The organism is Labedaea rhizosphaerae (assembly GCF_004362825.1).
GTDB lineage: Bacteria > Actinomycetota > Actinomycetes > Mycobacteriales > Pseudonocardiaceae > Labedaea > Labedaea rhizosphaerae.
Genome location: NZ_SNXZ01000004.1, coordinates 546,711 through 561,243, shown reverse-complemented (window position 1 = coordinate 561,243; position 14,533 = coordinate 546,711). Strand labels below are relative to the sequence as shown.

At 70.1% G+C, this 14,533-nt stretch carries 21 protein-coding genes; 15 read left to right on the top strand and 6 right to left on the bottom strand.

All coding sequences use genetic code 11. The features are described 5' to 3' along the window. The first annotated feature begins 66 nt into the window (after positions 1-66). From EV186_RS25595 to EV186_RS25580, 4 genes are read left to right on the top strand one after another with little or no spacing between them, the layout of a single operon-like run. The gene (locus tag EV186_RS25595) at positions 67-882 is read left to right on the top strand and encodes an AfsR/SARP family transcriptional regulator (RefSeq protein WP_133851928.1); all 816 of its coding nucleotides are present in this window, start codon (positions 67-69) and stop codon (positions 880-882) included. Positions 883-920: 38 nt separating this feature from the next. Continuing rightward, entirely contained in the window at positions 921-2,192 is a 1,272-nt protein-coding gene (locus tag EV186_RS25590; protein ID WP_166659323.1) for an acyltransferase domain-containing protein, read from the top strand. Positions 2,193-2,227: 35 nt separating this feature from the next. Continuing rightward, positions 2,228-2,488 carry an acyl carrier protein gene (locus EV186_RS25585; RefSeq protein WP_133851926.1) on the top strand — a complete coding sequence of 87 codons (261 nt, stop codon included), beginning with the start codon at positions 2,228-2,230 and terminating at the stop codon, positions 2,486-2,488. Positions 2,489-2,503: 15 nt separating this feature from the next. After that, on the top strand, positions 2,504-2,830 hold the full coding sequence (locus EV186_RS25580; RefSeq protein WP_133851925.1) for a DUF2568 domain-containing protein: 327 nt from the start codon (positions 2,504-2,506) through the stop codon (positions 2,828-2,830). A 46-nt stretch (positions 2,831-2,876) separates the two neighbouring features. Here EV186_RS25580 and EV186_RS25575 read toward each other — a convergent pair whose 3' ends face one another. Then, positions 2,877-3,095 (bottom strand): hypothetical protein, encoded by a 219-nt coding sequence (locus EV186_RS25575; protein ID WP_133851924.1) that lies wholly within the window; start codon positions 3,093-3,095, stop codon positions 2,877-2,879. After that, positions 3,092-3,325, bottom strand: coding sequence for a hypothetical protein (locus EV186_RS25570; RefSeq protein ID WP_133851923.1), 234 nt, complete (start codon positions 3,323-3,325; stop codon positions 3,092-3,094). The genes EV186_RS25575 and EV186_RS25570 overlap by 4 nt, the downstream gene beginning before the upstream one ends. Positions 3,326-4,200: 875 nt before the next feature. Here EV186_RS25570 and EV186_RS25565 point away from each other — a divergent pair. Next, positions 4,201-4,518, top strand: coding sequence for a hypothetical protein (locus tag EV186_RS25565; protein ID WP_133851922.1), 318 nt, complete (start codon positions 4,201-4,203; stop codon positions 4,516-4,518). Here the strand turns inward: EV186_RS25565 and EV186_RS25560 are convergent. Then, positions 4,503-5,066, bottom strand: coding sequence for a 1-aminocyclopropane-1-carboxylate deaminase/D-cysteine desulfhydrase (locus tag EV186_RS25560; RefSeq protein WP_133851921.1), 564 nt, complete (start codon positions 5,064-5,066; stop codon positions 4,503-4,505). The two genes, EV186_RS25565 and EV186_RS25560, sit on opposite strands and share 16 nt — an antisense overlap. Before the next feature lie 80 nt (positions 5,067-5,146). Beyond that, on the bottom strand, positions 5,147-5,908 hold the full coding sequence (locus EV186_RS25555) for a transglycosylase SLT domain-containing protein (protein ID WP_133851920.1): 762 nt from the start codon (positions 5,906-5,908) through the stop codon (positions 5,147-5,149). A gap of 411 nt (positions 5,909-6,319) precedes the next feature. Here EV186_RS25555 and EV186_RS25550 point away from each other — a divergent pair, with 411 nt between their 5' ends. The 6 genes from EV186_RS25550 to EV186_RS25525 all read left to right on the top strand — a co-directional run bounded on the left by EV186_RS25550 (position 6,320) and on the right by EV186_RS25525 (position 11,665). Further along, entirely contained in the window at positions 6,320-7,210 is an 891-nt protein-coding gene (locus tag EV186_RS25550; RefSeq protein WP_133851919.1) for an SIS domain-containing protein, read from the top strand. Continuing rightward, complete coding sequence (locus tag EV186_RS25545) at positions 7,203-8,123, top strand: ROK family protein (protein WP_133851918.1); 921 nt, start codon at positions 7,203-7,205, stop codon at positions 8,121-8,123. Before EV186_RS25550 ends, EV186_RS25545 begins: the two co-directional genes overlap by 8 nt. Next, a complete protein-coding gene (locus tag EV186_RS25540) occupies positions 8,123-8,944 on the top strand; it encodes a class II fructose-bisphosphate aldolase (protein ID WP_133851917.1) in 822 nt (273 codons plus the stop codon). The genes EV186_RS25545 and EV186_RS25540 overlap by 1 nt, the downstream gene beginning before the upstream one ends. Continuing rightward, the gene (locus EV186_RS25535) at positions 8,941-9,891 is read left to right on the top strand and encodes a 1-phosphofructokinase family hexose kinase (RefSeq protein WP_133851916.1); all 951 of its coding nucleotides are present in this window, start codon (positions 8,941-8,943) and stop codon (positions 9,889-9,891) included. Before EV186_RS25540 ends, EV186_RS25535 begins: the two co-directional genes overlap by 4 nt. A 261-nt stretch (positions 9,892-10,152) precedes the next feature. Further along, entirely contained in the window at positions 10,153-11,133 is a 981-nt protein-coding gene (locus EV186_RS25530; protein ID WP_133851915.1) for a pirin family protein, read from the top strand. A gap of 16 nt (positions 11,134-11,149) precedes the next feature. Further along, a complete protein-coding gene (locus EV186_RS25525; RefSeq protein ID WP_133851914.1) occupies positions 11,150-11,665 on the top strand; it encodes a VOC family protein in 516 nt (171 codons plus the stop codon). Here EV186_RS25525 and EV186_RS25520 read toward each other — a convergent pair. Further along, the gene (locus EV186_RS25520) at positions 11,662-11,856 is read right to left on the bottom strand and encodes a hypothetical protein (protein WP_133851913.1); all 195 of its coding nucleotides are present in this window, start codon (positions 11,854-11,856) and stop codon (positions 11,662-11,664) included. The genes EV186_RS25525 and EV186_RS25520 overlap by 4 nt on opposite strands. Positions 11,857-11,967: 111 nt before the next feature. Between EV186_RS25520 and EV186_RS25515 the strand changes: the two genes are divergently transcribed. Both EV186_RS25515 and EV186_RS25510 read left to right on the top strand, forming a co-directional pair. Next, complete coding sequence (locus tag EV186_RS25515; RefSeq protein WP_133851912.1) at positions 11,968-12,363, top strand: hypothetical protein; 396 nt, start codon at positions 11,968-11,970, stop codon at positions 12,361-12,363. After that, positions 12,360-13,115 (top strand): SigB/SigF/SigG family RNA polymerase sigma factor, encoded by a 756-nt coding sequence (locus EV186_RS25510; protein WP_133851911.1) that lies wholly within the window; start codon positions 12,360-12,362, stop codon positions 13,113-13,115. Before EV186_RS25515 ends, EV186_RS25510 begins: the two co-directional genes overlap by 4 nt. Positions 13,116-13,257: 142 nt before the next feature. On the opposite strand, the gene EV186_RS25505 is transcribed toward EV186_RS25510, so the two are convergent. Then, positions 13,258-13,563 (bottom strand): WhiB family transcriptional regulator, encoded by a 306-nt coding sequence (locus EV186_RS25505; protein WP_133851910.1) that lies wholly within the window; start codon positions 13,561-13,563, stop codon positions 13,258-13,260. A gap of 146 nt (positions 13,564-13,709) precedes the next feature. Between EV186_RS25505 and EV186_RS25500 the strand changes: the two genes are divergently transcribed. Together EV186_RS25500 and EV186_RS25495 are read left to right on the top strand one after the other, a co-directional pair. Then, complete coding sequence (locus EV186_RS25500; protein WP_166659322.1) at positions 13,710-14,018, top strand: STAS domain-containing protein; 309 nt, start codon at positions 13,710-13,712, stop codon at positions 14,016-14,018. 129 nt (positions 14,019-14,147) lie between these two features. Further along, complete coding sequence (locus EV186_RS25495) at positions 14,148-14,531, top strand: ATP-binding protein (RefSeq protein ID WP_166659321.1); 384 nt, start codon at positions 14,148-14,150, stop codon at positions 14,529-14,531. Positions 14,532-14,533: the final 2 nt, after the last annotated feature.

Below are 14,533 nucleotides of genomic sequence, written 5' to 3'. Positions count from 1 at the left end.
GACCGGCCCGGTCTGTGAAGCTCAGCAGTGCGCTGGAACTACAAGCCGGCGAAGGAGGTTGGGCTCATGGATATCAAGGTCCTGGGGCCGCTCGAAGCCCACGAGGGTGGGAAATCGATCGTGCCGAGCGCCGCGAAGCCGAGGCAGATCCTGGCTGTGCTGGCTTTGCAGGCCAGTCAGGTCGTCACGGTGCCGACGCTCATGGAGGAGCTGTGGGGTCCCGACCTGCCGCGCAGCGCGTCGACGACGTTGCAGACCTACATCCTGCAGCTGCGCAGGCTGATGACCGCGGGACTCGCGGCCGCCATGACCCGCAAGGCCAAGGATGTGCTGGTCACCCGGCACGGCGGGTACATGCTCGACGTGTCGGAAGACGAAGTGGACGTCCACGTCTACGACCGGCTCAGCATCGCGGGCCGTCGGGCGCTGGAGGCCGGTGACTACGAGTCGGCGTCGCGCCTGCTCGGCTCGTCGCTGGACCTGTGGCGTGGTCAGGCGCTGGTCGACGTGCAGGTGGGCAGCCGGCTCGAGATCGACGTCATCCGCCTCGAGGAGTCGCGGCTGGGCGTGCTGGAATCGCGCATCGACGCGGACCTGCGCCTTGGCCGGCACCACATGCTGCTCTCCGAGCTGGCCGTGCTGACCGCGCGGCACCCCATGCACGAGAGCCTGTGCGCGCAGTTCATGATCGCGTTGTACCGGTCGGGCCGGCAGTGGCGTGCGCTGGACATGTACCAGCGGCTGCGCGACACGCTCGTCTCCGAACTGGGCGTCGAGCCCTCGGCGCGGCTGAAGCACCTGCAGGGCGCGATCCTGAACTCCGACGCCCTGCTCGACCAGCCCGCGCACCGCGAAGCCTTGGCACAGCAGCAGATCGGCTGACTCGGAAGGCGAACCACGCCATGACCTCACATGGGCAGGTGGGCGGAACCGTCTCCGCGGAGCGGGGCTCGATGTCGCGGCTGCTGGTCTGGGCCGCACCCGACGAGGTGAGCGAACGGTCGGTGCGCCTTTCGTTGCGGCGGTGGATGAGCCGCTGCGGCGACGGGTTCGACCGGGTGGCCGACACCTGGTCGCAGCCGGTGCAGGGTGCCGTGCGCGGTGCCGTGGTCGCGTCCTCGGGACCGGAGGCCGTGCAGGCCCTGGATCTCGAGCGGCCCGGTGTCGTGCTGGGCAGGCCGGCCCCGGAACTGGCGCCGGTGGCGTTGCTGTTGCCCGGCGAGGGTGCGCAGCACCACCGGATGGCGGTCGGCATCTACCGGCACGACCCGGTGGCCACCGAGGCGATCGACGAGGTGCTCGACCTGATGGGGGCCGAGGGGGACCGCGTGCGGGCCGACTGGCTCGCCGAGGCGCCGCTGCTCTCGCCGCACCACCCGATGCGGGCGTTGCCCATGGTGTTCGCTGTGGACTACGCGCTCGCGAAGGTGTTGCTGGCGTGGGGGATCCGCCCGGGTGTTCTGGTTGGACAGGGCGTGGGGGAGCTGGCCGCGGCCGTGCTCGCCGGCGTGGTGTCCTTGCCGGACGCCGTGGACATGCTGGTCGCGGTCGCGTTCGAACTGCTCGCCGCGCCCGCCGGTGGCGCACTCGCCGTCGCGGCCGGGGCGGCGGAGGCGGCGCCGCACCTCGACCGCGAGGTGTCGCTGGCCGCGGACAACGGGCCCGGGCAGATCATCGTGTCCGGTGTGGACGGTGCGCTGCGGCGGACCGAGCAGAGCCTGCGGGCGGTGGGGATCTCGTGCATGCGCGTGCGTGCCGAGGCCGCGTACCGCAGCAACGTCGCGGTCCCGGCCTGCGACGCGGGCATGGACGCGTTGCGTGGCAAGCTCTTGCGGCCCCCGACCTGGCCGTTGCTGTCGACGACGACCGCCGCCCCGGTGAGCGCCGAGGAGGCGACCGACCCGGCGTTCTGGGCCTACCAGGCGTCGCGGCCGGTGCGGTTGCGGGAGACGTTGAACCTGCTCTTCGCCGGTGGCGGCTACCGGTGCATCACGGCCGGGCCCGGGCAGGGGCTAGCCTCGCTGGTGCGCAGACACGTCGCGGTGGCGACCGGTGCGAGCAGCGTCTCGTCGCTGCTGTGCGCGCGCCCCCGCAACGCCGACGACGACCGCCGCACCGTGCTGGCCGAAGCCGCGCGGTTGTGGGCGTCGGGCTATCCGGTGGACCTCGAGCAGGTGCACCGCCTGGCTTGAGCCCGGTTCGAGGTCGGCGGCGGAGCCTTGTCGTCATGTCGCCCGTCAGCCTGTCCGACCTGGTGTCGATCCTCGCCGAATGCGGGTCCGCCGACGCGGCGGTCCCGCTCACCGACGACGTGCTCGACGAGCCGTTCTACGACCTCGGCTACGACTCGCTGCTGTTGTTGCAGGCAGCGGAGTTGGTGTTGCAACGCCACGGCGTCGACGTGCCCGAGGAGGTCCTCGACCTGGCCGAGACGCCGCGGATGCTGCTGGAGCTCGTGGACCGCTGCGGACGTGGCGCTCTTGTCTGATTCGGGGGTACTCGCATGGTGATCACGGCCAACAACGTGCTGACGGTCGTGCTGATCGTGGCCGCGCCGCTGTGCGTCGGCTGGGGCGGGTTCGCGTTGAAGAGCGGGCTCAACGTCCTCGCCGGGTTCAGCGGCATCGTCGTGTGGGCGGCGATGTGGTTGCTGTTCGGTGAGTCCTGGTCGCCGTACGAGGCACACGGGTTCTACCGAGCCGTACTGGAAGGGGCGTACTTCGGCGGGGCCGCCGCCGCGCTGGCCGGCAGCGGGCACAAGGGCTTGTCGACGTTCTTCAGCATCCTCTACGCGATCAACGTCGCCATCCGCAACTTCTGGCCGTTCTAGAGGTTTGCACCCTGGATGCTCTCTCGGCTGCAGGCGTGCCGGCAGGTCATGCCCGCAGTCCCGGCACCGGCGCGTACATGAGGCATTCGAAGCATGGTTGCCCTTCCGGCTCCGGAAAGGCGTCCGCCGCCGCCGGGTCGATGACCAGCCCGCAGTAGGCGCGCAAGCCGCTGGTCTCGGGCACGGGAACGACGTGCAGGGTGCGTTGGCTCTCGCCGACGACGCCGCGTTTGAGGCGCAGCAACAAGATCGGGTGTTCCGTCATCGTTTCGCCAGCCACTGCTGGATGAGCTGCCTCAGGGTCGAGTCGTCCGCCCATTCCGTGTGTGGCGCGGGAATGGCATCGATGAGGGGTTGCGGCGTTTCGAACACCGGCCCGTCGTTGAAGTGGTCGCTGAAGATGTACACACGGCGCTGATCGACGCAGGTACCGCGCATGACCGCCACGTAGCGGTCGCCCTTGACCCAGCGGAAGGTGAATCCGTTGACGAACATCCGTGAGCAGGCTGTGGCGCCTGCGTAGGGATGCGTGAGCCCTCGAATGGTCATGAGTTCCTCGTTGCCCTGAATTGGTGATTCCTGCCAAGAAAACCGCAGGTCAGAGTCAGGGGACACCCCGCGTAACCGTGATCTTGTGTGACGATGTGTCCCTGTTCAACAGGGAGGGAACATGACGACGGCTCGGAGCACCCGGCAGGAACAGCGGGCATTGGCCGAGCGGTTGCGGGCCCAGCACCGGAGTTGGGTCCAGATCGCCGAGGTGTTCCAGCGCGAGTACCACGTCAATGCCCGAGCAGCGCTGCGGTTGGTCCGGGGGTGGAGTCAACGGGAGGCGGCGGACCGGTGGAATGCGCGGTGGCCGGCCGCTCCCAAGACCTTCAAGAACTTCTCCTACTGGGAGCAATGGCCTGCGGCGACCGGCCACGCGCCTTCGCTGGAGGTGTTGAGCAAGCTCGCCGAGCTGTATGAGTGCAGCCTCGCCGACTTGGTCGGCGACTGCGGAGATCACCGCAAGAGGGATGCGCAATACCGCGATACGGCGACACTGGTGAGCATGACTACAGCCCAAGACGGTGTGAGTGTTCAAGAGTTGGTCGAGCGGTTGGAAACCGCAGACGTGCACGAGGTGGCACGGCTCGCGGCGAGGTGGTCGCAGGCGGTCGGCTCGGCGCTGAACCGTCGATCACTACTTTTGAAGATCAGCGCGGGTCTGTCCTTGGCGGCCGCTTCTCCGGTCTTTGCCGAAGGTGGTGACTCGCTTCCGCCGCCGAGTTCGGTGGACGGTGACTTCGCCGGCATCTGGCACAGCCGCTACCGGTACACCAGCACTGGTCGCGATTCCGAGTTCACGGGCGAACACTTATGTGGTCATGCGGCAAAGCGGCAGCCGATTGCTGGCCGAGAGCGTTCCGGCGGACAACGGCTCGGTGCTCGCGCTCGACCTCACCGTCAACGGCACGGTTGCCACCGGCACATGGTCAGAACGCACTGCCACGGACGGCTACTATCGCGGCGCGGTCTACCACGGGGCGATACAGCTCGTCATCGATCCGATGGGCAAAGCCATGTCTGGCAAGTGGATCGGCTTCGACCGCCAGTTCAACGTCAACAGCGATGTATGGGAGTTGCGCTGGGTCGAGAAGGCAAACTCGATGAACACGATCCGTGGTTATCACGGCAAGGCGTAGCCGACCGAAGTCCATGGCGCTGCGATGCGCTTGGCGAAGCCGCCGAAGTGGAATTCCGTTTCAATGCGCCAGTTTCCGGTCGGCTCTCCGGTTGCGCGTTGCAGACGGGCGACATCTTCAGCGAGGAAGCTGCCGCCCTTCAGGGCGGAGAACCCGACCGCTTGCTGCCCCGGCCGCAACCCGGTCTTGCGGCGGTAGGTCGTGCGGTCCAGGTAGGTCAGCCGCATCCCTCGTTCCACTGCGAACGCCAACGAGTCGTTGAGCGGCAGGTGTTCATCGCCTCGAACCACGCCGATCGTCTCGAAGCCGCAGAGGTGACCGGCCGCGGCGACTGCCCGTAGATGGTTGGAGTACGCGCCGCCGAAGGTGAGGAGTTGCTTGACGCCCTGCTCGCGGGCGGCCGCCAGGTTGTACTTGAGCTTGCGCCACTTGTTGCCAGGCACCTCCGGGTGCATGAGGTCGTCGCGCTTCACCCACAGGCGGACACCGGCCGCCCGGAAGGCCTCCAGTTCGACCACCGGCGACGGCAAGCGCAGCCCTGGAATCACCTGGTCATCATGCCTCGAACGACACACGAGCCCGGCACTGGCGGTGCCGGGCTCGTGCGCCTGGGGGTGTTGCGGTTGGCTCACTCGATCATGTGCAGCAGTTGCTGGGCCAACTGCTGGTCATCGTCGTCGTAGGACTTGCTGATCTTGGTGACCGAGTGGGCCAGGTTCGTCACGTTCTTGCTGATGCCGTCGACCTGGTGGTGCATCGACGTGCCGAAGCTCTGCAGGGCGTCCGCGAACCCCGACTCCTTGCCGATCCTGCCGAAGCTGTGCTCGGCGATGCCGTGGATGGACGCCAGCTGCTTGCCGTCGGTGGACACCAGGGACTCGGCGATCTGCTTGCTTCCGCCCGCGTAGCTGCCGAGCATCGACGTGTCGACCGAGTAGTCGCCTTTGCCACCGCTGTGGCCATCGGGCTGCTTGCCGCCGGTGGTGAGCCGGTCGTGCGGCTTCTTGCCGCCGTGCGTCTTGGTCGCGTGGTGGGCCGCGACGCGCGCCTTGTGCAGGTACTTCTTGTACGCGCCGTTGGTGTAGGTCGACCACGGGCCGAAGTCGTGGCCGTCGCTGCTGATCGAGTTGGCGACCCGGGCGTTGGTGGCCGGGTCGAACAGCTCGTCGTTGGACTTCAGGTGGTACTGGTGGCGCCGGTCGGGACCGAGGGCGCCGATCATGTTGATCTGCCACAACCCGTAGGAGTTGTCCGGCGGCACGCCGTTGTGCGCCTTGGGATCGCCCCCGGACTCGGCGAGGGCCACGGCCACCGCGGTGGACAGACCCGTGCCACGGAAGCCGGCCCGGTAGGCGTAGTTCGCGATCTGCTCCGCGCTCAAGTGGCTCATGTGCACAAGGGTGCGGTCGCGGTTCGCGCGTGCCCACACCCACTGCACGGGATGGCCTCGGCGGTGCACAGATGGTCAATCGGTGGGAACCAGGGCGGGTCATAACCAGGACCTGGGTAATAACGCGCGGATCCGGTACCGCCGACAGCACGCCGGCTCGATTGGTAGCGTTCGGTAGCAGGTCATGTTCTGAGAGTGGCACAAGGACCACCGCAGGTGAACCCGTATCCAGGGGTGTTCCACTCGACCGTGTGACGCTCACTCGGACAGCGCAGGGTGCGATGATCGTCCCAGTGGTTTCACCGTTGCGACCGCCTTGCGCTGCCCGTCTTGCGTATCACCTTGCCCTGGGCTGCACTTACCTGCATGATTGAGCCGTATTTCGCGCATTTATGAGCAGGAGACGCCATCGTGGCCGAGTCATTCGTGGACGGGGAGATCGCCAGCCAACCGGAGTGCTGGCGGCGGGCGGCGCAGGTCGCCGAGTCCCGCTCCGCCGACCTCCCGCAGCCGGGCGCACGCATCGCCGTGACCGGCTGCGGCACCTCGTGGTTCATGGCCATGGCCTACGCGGCCTTCCGGGAATCCGCAGGTCAAGGCGTCGGTGACGCGTTCGCCAGCTCCGAGTTCCCGGTCGGCCGCGACTACGACCTCGTGGTCGCGATCAGCCGCTCCGGCACCACGACCGAGGTCGTCGACCTGCTGCGCACGCTCGCGGGCCGGGTGCCGACGCTGGTCATCACCGGCGTCGAGGGCAGCCCGGTGACCGAGCTCGCCGACCGCTCGATCGTGCTCGATTTCGCCGACGAACGCTCAGTGGTCCAGACCAGATTCGCCACGTCCGCGCTCAGCTTGTTGCGCGCGAGCACCGGCGAGGACCTGACCAAGGCCGTCGATGACGCCGGACAAGCCCTCACCGCCGATCTAGGGGTCCTGCCGGACGCCGAGCAGTTCACCTTCCTCGGCCGCGGCTGGACCGTGGGCCTCGCGCAGGAGGCCGCGCTGAAGTTCCGCGAGGCCGCGGGCGCCTGGACCGAGGCCTACCCCGCCATGGACTACCGGCACGGCCCGATCAGCATCGCGCAGCCGGGCCGGGTCACGTGGATGTTCGGCGAGGCACCGGAAGGACTCGCCGACGAGGTGGCCGAGACCGGCGCCCGGTTCGTGACCGGCGGTGGCCTCGACCCGATGGCGCACCTCGTGCTCGCGCAGCGGGTCGCGGTGGCCGCGGCCAAGCGCCAGGGCCTGGACCCCGACCGGCCACGCAACCTGACCCGGTCCGTCGTCCTCGGTCATGCCTGAGCGCCTTGTGGTCGCCGTCGACGTCGGCGGCACCGACACCAAGGCCGCCCTGGTCGACGCCGAGGGGACGGTGCGCGCCGAGCGCAGGCTGGCCACCCCGCCGCCCGGACCGGACCGCGTCGCCGAGATCGTCGAGGTGGTCGCCGAGCTGGCCGACGCCCTGGCCAGGCAGGCCGGGACGAGGCCGGACGCGCTCGGGCTGGTGGTGCCCGGCATCGTCGACCCCGCGCGCGGCATGGCCGTCTACTCGGCCAACCTGGGCTGGCGCGACGCCCCGCTGCGCGACCTCGTCGCCGAGCGGACCGGGCTGACCGTCGCGTTCGACCACGACGTGCGCGCGGGCGGGCTCGCGGAGGCCCGGCTCGGCGCCGCGCGAGGCACGACCAACTCCATGTTCCTGCCGCTGGGCACCGGCATCGCCGCCGCGTTCGTGCTGGCCGGCCGGGTGCACGCGGCCGACGGCTACGCGGGGGAGATCGGCCACGCCAACGTCGGCCACGACGAGCCGTGCAGCTGCGGGCTCGTCGGCTGCTTCGAGGCGATCAGCTCTGCGGCCGCGGTGGCCCGCCGCTACGCCAAGCGCACCGGCCGCCCGGTGCGCGGCGCCGCCGAGGTCGCCGCCCTGTTGCCCGACGACCCCGACGCGCGGGCCGTGTGGGCCGACGCCGTGCACGGCATCGCGTTCGCGCTGGCCTGGACCGCGAGCATGTTCGCGCCCGAGGTCGTCGTGATCGGCGGCGGGCTCTCCCTGGCCGGCGCCGGGCTGCTCGACCCGGTGGCCGAGGAGCTGGCCGGGATGCTCAGCTTCCAGCGGGCGCCCAGGCTCGTGACGGCCAAGCTCGGCGACCAGGCCGGCTGCCTCGGCGCCGGTTTGCTCGCCCTCGACCTGCCCGCCGCACCCGAGGAGTCCTGATGCCGCTCGCGTCCACCTCCGCCGTGCTCGCCGCGTCGGCGGGCGGGACGGGGGCGTTCAACGTCATCCAGCTCGAACACGCCGAAGCCCTGGTGGCGGGGGCCGAGCGGGCCAGTGCGCCGGTCATCCTGCAGATCAGCGAGAACTGCGTGCGCTACCACCGCGCGCTCGCCCCGATCGCGCTGGCCACGCTGGCCGTCGCGAAGGCCGCCACCGTGCCGGTGAGCGTGCACCTCGACCACGTCGAGTCGGTCGACCTGGTCCAGGAGGCGGTCGAACTCGGCGTCGGCTCGGTCATGTTCGACGCGTCCAAGCTGGACTACGCGGACAACGTCACCCAGACCCGCGACGTCGCGGCGTGGTGCCACCAGCGCGACGTCTGGGTGGAGGCCGAGCTGGGCGAGGTCGGCGGCAAGGACGGCGTGCACGCCCCGGGCGCACGCACCGATCCCGCGGAGGCGGCCGAATACGTGCGGGCAACGGGGGTGGACGCGCTCGCGGTCGCGGTCGGCAGCTCGCACGCCATGCTGACCCGCGACGCCGCGCTGGACTTCGAGCTGATCGAGGCGCTGGCCGCCGCGGTGGCGGTCCCACTGGTCTTGCACGGTTCATCCGGGGTTCCCGACGCCGATCTGGCCAAGGCCGTACGATCGGGGATGAAGAAGATCAACATCGCCACCCACCTGAACCACACGTTCACCGACTCGGTGCGGGAAACCCTTGCCGCGCAGCCGAACCTGGTGGACACCCGGCGCTACCTCGGGCCGGCTCGGGACGCGGTGGCGGCCGAGGTCGCCAGGCTGATCGGAGTGCTCGCGTGATCGTGACGGTGACGCCCAACCCGGCGCTCGACGTCAGTTACCAGGTCGACCGCTTACGCCCCGGGCACACGCACCGGATCGGCACCGTGCACGAGCGCGCGGGCGGCAAGGGCTTCAACGTCAGCCGGGTGCTGACCGACCTCGGCCGCGACACGATCGCGATCGGGCCGGTCGGCGGGGTGCTCGGCGACTCCGTGCGCGCCGACCTCGACGACGCGGGCATCCGCCACGCGCTGCTGCCGGTCAGCGCGCCGACCCGGATGACCATCACCGTCGTCGCGACGTCCGCGCCGGAGGGCGAGGAGGCGACGCTCTTCACCGAGCCCGGCGGCCCGGTCGCCGACGACGACTGGCGCCGGCTGCACGACCTGGTGCAGTCCCACCTCGAGACGGCGAAGGTGCTGGTGTGCTCGGGCAGCCTGCCGCCCGGAGCCCCGGTGGACTGCTACGCCGACCTCGTCCGGCTCGGGCACGCCCACGCCATCCCCGTGCTGGTCGACGCGGGTGGCCCGGCCCTGCGCCAGGCGTGCGCGGCGGGCGCCGACGTGGTCAAGCCCAACGCTGCCGAACTGGCCGAGGCGGTCGGCGGGGACGACCCGGTCGCCGGCGCCGAACTGCTGCGGGCCGAGGGTGCGGGCGCCGTCGTGGTGTCCCTCGGCGTGGACGGCATGATCGCGGTGACCGGGGACGGCCGGTGGCGTGCCGAGCCGCCGTATGCCGTCGCAGGCAACCCGACTGGGGCGGGGGATGCGGCCGTCGCCGCGCTGGCCACGGGGCTGGCCGAGGCGCAGCCGTGGCCGCAGCGGTTGCGCGCGGCCGTGGCGTGGTCGTCGGCGGCCGTGGCCGCGCCGGTCGCCGGGTCGGTCGACCAGACCGTGCTAGCCGACGTCCGCGACCAGGTGCGCCTGACCAACCTTGACCTGACCGAACCAGCCAGACCGACCTGAGCTGACCGACCTGGGCTGACCGACCTGGGCTGGGGGCGCACGGCCCTGAGCGGCGGCCCCCGTGGCTGCCCGCCGGCGCCCAAGGGGAACGAGACGCAACCCAGCCACGGAACCCCACGAAACCACCACTGACCAGCTCAACGCGCCCATACTCGGAAAATCCGGGGAGGCGGGACAGTAACTCCGGGGAGGCGGTACAACCGGAATAATTGAGCGTGCAACTAGGTTGGCGTGGGCACGAACCCGAGGAAGGGGCACGAAATGCCTGCCGTGACCGTCGAGGACATCACCGCGTTGCCGCGCATCCCGGTGCCGGACGAGGGTGCGCTGCCGCGCCCGGTCCTGACCGTGACCACCGCGCCGTCGGGCTACGAGGGGGAGGGGTTCCCCGTGCGCCGCGCGTTCGCCGGCGTGGACCTCGCCCGGCTCGACCCGTTCGTGCACATGGACCAGATGGGCGAGGTCGAGTACGCCCCCGGTGAGCCCAAGGGCACGCCGTGGCACCCGCACCGCGGCTTCGAGACCGTCACCTACCTGCTCGACGGCGTCTTCGAGCACCAGGACTCCAACGGTGGCGGCGGCACGATCACCAACGGCGACACGCAGTGGATGACCGCGGGCGGCGGCGTGCTGCACATCGAGAAGCCGCCGGAGTCGCTCGTGCAAAGCGGTGGCCTCTTCCACGGCGTCCAGCTCTGGGTGAACCTGCCGCGGGCGCAGAAGTGGGTCGACCCGCGCTACCAGGACCTGCGTGGCAACAGCGTGGCGCTGCTGGCCAGCGACGACGGCGGTGCCCTGGTCCGGTTGATCGCCGGTGACCTCGCCGGACACAAGGGTCCCGGCTCGACGTACACGCCGATGACCATGCTGCACACCACGCTCGCGCCCGGCGCGCGCCTGGAACTGCCGTGGCGCAACGACTTCAACGCCCTGGTCTACGTGCTGGCGGGCAACGCCACGGTCGGCAAGCAAGCCCGTCCGGTTCGGACCGGCCAGCTCACGGTGTTCGGCCCCGGCGACTCGGTTGTCGTTGCGGCGCAGCAGGAACAGGAGTCCCGCTCGCCCGAGGTGGACCTGCTGGTGCTGGGCGGACTGCCGATCCAGGAGCCGATCGCGTGGGGCGGGCCGTTCGTGATGAACACCCGCGAGGAGGTCTACCAGGCGTTCGAGGACTTCCAGAAGGGCAAGCTCGGCTCGATCCCCGCGGTGCACGGCGCACCCACCGACCCGATCACCGGCTGAGACAAGGAGATCCGCGATGCCGCAACCAGAAGGCCAGGCGCTGGAAGCGATCCGCGCCCGCCGTGCGGAACTGCGCACCAAGTACCTGCGTGAGCTCGGCGACCGGCCGCCGACGACCGCGCGCGGCGTGCACCACGTCGCGTTCATCTGCCGGGACGTCGAGGAAACCATCCGGTATTACCAGGAATTCCTCGGTTTCCCGTTGGTCGAACTGGTCGAGAACCGCGACTACAACGGATCGAGCCACTTCTTCTTCGACATCGGCAACGGCAACCTGCTCGGCTTCTTCGACTTCCCCGGCCACGACCACCCGGAGTTCGCCGAGACCATAGGTGGATTGCAACACCTCGCAATCTCGGTGTCGGACGAGCAGTTCGCGGCCGCCAAGGCGAAGCTGGACGAGGCCGGAGTGGACTACCTGGGCCCGGACCGCGGCATCGAGGACAGTTTGTACCTGCGCGACCCGAATGGCGTGAACGTCGAGCTCTACAACGAGGAGCTGGGCATTTTCGACGGCCACCGGATCGTCTAACCGTCGACCTCCCCGGCCCGGTGGGCCGGGGCGTCGGCGTCGGCGGGATCGGTCTGCCCGGCCTCGGTGGCCGCCCGCTCCTCGTCGAGGATGCGCCGCACCGTCCCGCTTGCCTTGCGCAACCGCCACACGGCCACGGCGACAAGACAGGCGACGGTGATTCCTCCGACGATCCAGGTGGTGGTCAACACGACTGCCTCCGAGGGCCCAACTCTACGTACCCGTGCGGCCACTCGGCCAATCCGAGGTAGTTTCTCCGATCGTGGCGCACCGGACGGGCGCGCCAGAGCGAGGAGAGCCTGATGACGGACGCGGAGCCGGTCCGGTTGGTCGAGGTCGTCGTGGACGCCGTCGCGGATCAGGTCGCATTGCTGCGTTCGGTCGCGGCGGACGTGGCCATTCGCGGCGACTTCGACCTCGATGCCATCGAGGACCTGCGGATGGCCGTGGACGAGGCAGCGGCCCTGCTGGTCGGCTGCGCGGCACCCGGTGCCCGTCTGCACTGCGAACTGCGCCCGGAACGCCAGCAGGTGCGGGTCCGGCTCGTCGTCGACGCCAAGCCCGACGCCCAGGTCGAGCACAGCTCGATGGGCTGGCAGATCCTGACGGCGCTGGCCACCGAGGCCAACGCGGAGGCCGCGGAGGGGCGGATCACCATCACGCTCGCCCGTGCGCGCAGCGAGAAGATCACGGCGTGACCGACGCAGCGCCCACGCCGGCCGAGGACGAGCTGGCGCCGTTCCGCCGGCTGGCCGCCCTGGCCGAGAACGACCCCGCGCGTCGCGAGCTGCGCGACGAGCTGGTCCGGGGACACCTGGACGTGGCGCGCAACCTGGCGCGCAAGTTCGACCACCGCGGTGAGCCGCTGGACGACCTGGTGCAGGTCGCCACCGTCGGGCTGATCAAGTCGGTCGACCGGTTCGACCCGGAGCACGGCAGCGGCTTCCTGGCCTTCGCCGTGCCGACCATCATGGGCGAGCTGCGCAGGCACTTCCGCGACACCGCGTGGGCGGTGCGGGTGCCGCGCAGGCTCAAGGAGCTGACCGGCACGGTGGCCAACGCCCGCTCGGAACTGAGCCAGCAGCTCGGGCGCGCGCCGCGGCCCAGCGAACTCGCCGACCACCTCGGGATCAGCCTCGAAGACGTGCGCGAGGTCCTGGTGGCCGGCAGCGGTCAGACGGGCGCGTCGCTGGACCGGTTGCTCGAGGAGTCGCCCGGCACCCAGTTCGGCGCCGAGGACCCGGATCTCGACGAGGTCGACAACCGCGAGGCCCTCGGGCCGATGCTGGCGGCGCTGCCCGAACTGGAACGCACGATCGTGGTGCTCAGGTTCTTCCGGTCGATGAGCCAGGCGGCCATCGGCGAACGGGTCGGGGTGTCGCAGATGCAGGTCTCACGCGTGCTCGCGCGGACACTGCGCCGCTTACGGACCCAGCTGGACAAACAGTAGCCGCCTCCCCGGCGTTTCCGAAAATGGTTGCGCTGCGTCGATGGCCGGCGGCTCCATGGGTTTCCGTGGCTGAGCTGCGTCTCGTTCCCCTTAGGTGCGGATGACTGCCACTCGAGTCACGGAGAAGCCTCTTGGTCGCGGGTCACGCGTGTGCGGCGATGCGGGCGGCGCGGCGGCGCTTGCTGATCACGTCTCGGCGCTCGCCTTCCCCCATGGCGCCCCAGATGCCGTAGGGCTCCTGCACGGCGAGCGCGTGCTCACGGCACTGCTCGAGCACGGGGCAGGCACGGCAGATCGCCTTGGCGCGCTCCTCGCGGGCCCGGCGGGCCGGTCCGCGTTCGGCGTCCGGGTGGAAGAAGAAGGTGCTGTCGACGCCACGGCACGAGCCGTGCAACTGCCAGTCCCACTCGTCGGCAACCGGGGTTGGTAGGCGTGTCAGCTCTGCCATGATCTTCCCTCCCGTCCGGGTGCGGCCCGCTCCGCACGTGGACTGAGGTACCCGGGGGTACGACGGGTGAAACAGCAAGGTTGGATGGGCTCGTACGTGCAGCAGCCGCGTACTGTGCACACGACACGGTGACCGGGAGGTCTGACTTGCAGATCACGAGTGCAGGTGAGGGCTCGGTCGTGCTCTCCGTGACCGGAGAGATCGACCTCAGCACCGCCGACGAGCTGCAGAACGCGCTCGACGCGGCACTCGCCGCGAAGGACACCACCGAGGTGGTCGTAGATCTGTCGGAGGTCGGATTCCTCGACTCCGCCGGACTACGTGTGCTCGTGTCCGGGCAACGCACGGCCGAGGAGCGTGCGCTCGGCTTCCGGGTGACCGGCGCGCAACCGCGCGTCCGCAAGGTCATCGCGATCACCGGGCTCACCGCCACCCTCGGCCTGGACGTCGGTTGAGCGGCGGGTTGGCGGAAAAGATGATTCAAGGCTGTCGGCAAGGGGTATGAAAGGGCCGTGAGCACCGGGGCCCCACCACCCAGCCCCGACGTCCGGATTCCGGACGTCGGGGCTGATGTGATGAGCGGGATGCGTGCATTCGAGGTGGCGACCTCCCTGCCGAGGGCAGCGGAAGCGGCCGGGCTGGCTCGTGCCTTCACCGCCAAGACGCTCGCCGCGTGGGGGATGGCCGACGAGGTCACCGACGACATCCTGCTGGCGTGCTCCGAGCTGGTCACCAACGCCGTCGAGCACGGCGCCGGCATGGTCACCTTGGTGCTGCGCCACGACGGGCCCTTAGTCGAGCTGCGGGTGGGCGACGAGGGTGGCGGCACCCCCGAGGCCCACCCGTTCGGCCCGCGCTCGGTGCGCAGCCGTGGCCTGGCGATCGTGCAGGCGCTCAGCGCCGAGTGGGGCTGGAGCCCCGGCGAGGACGGCAAGAGCGTCTGGGCCCGGTTCCAGGTCTCCAGCTAGTC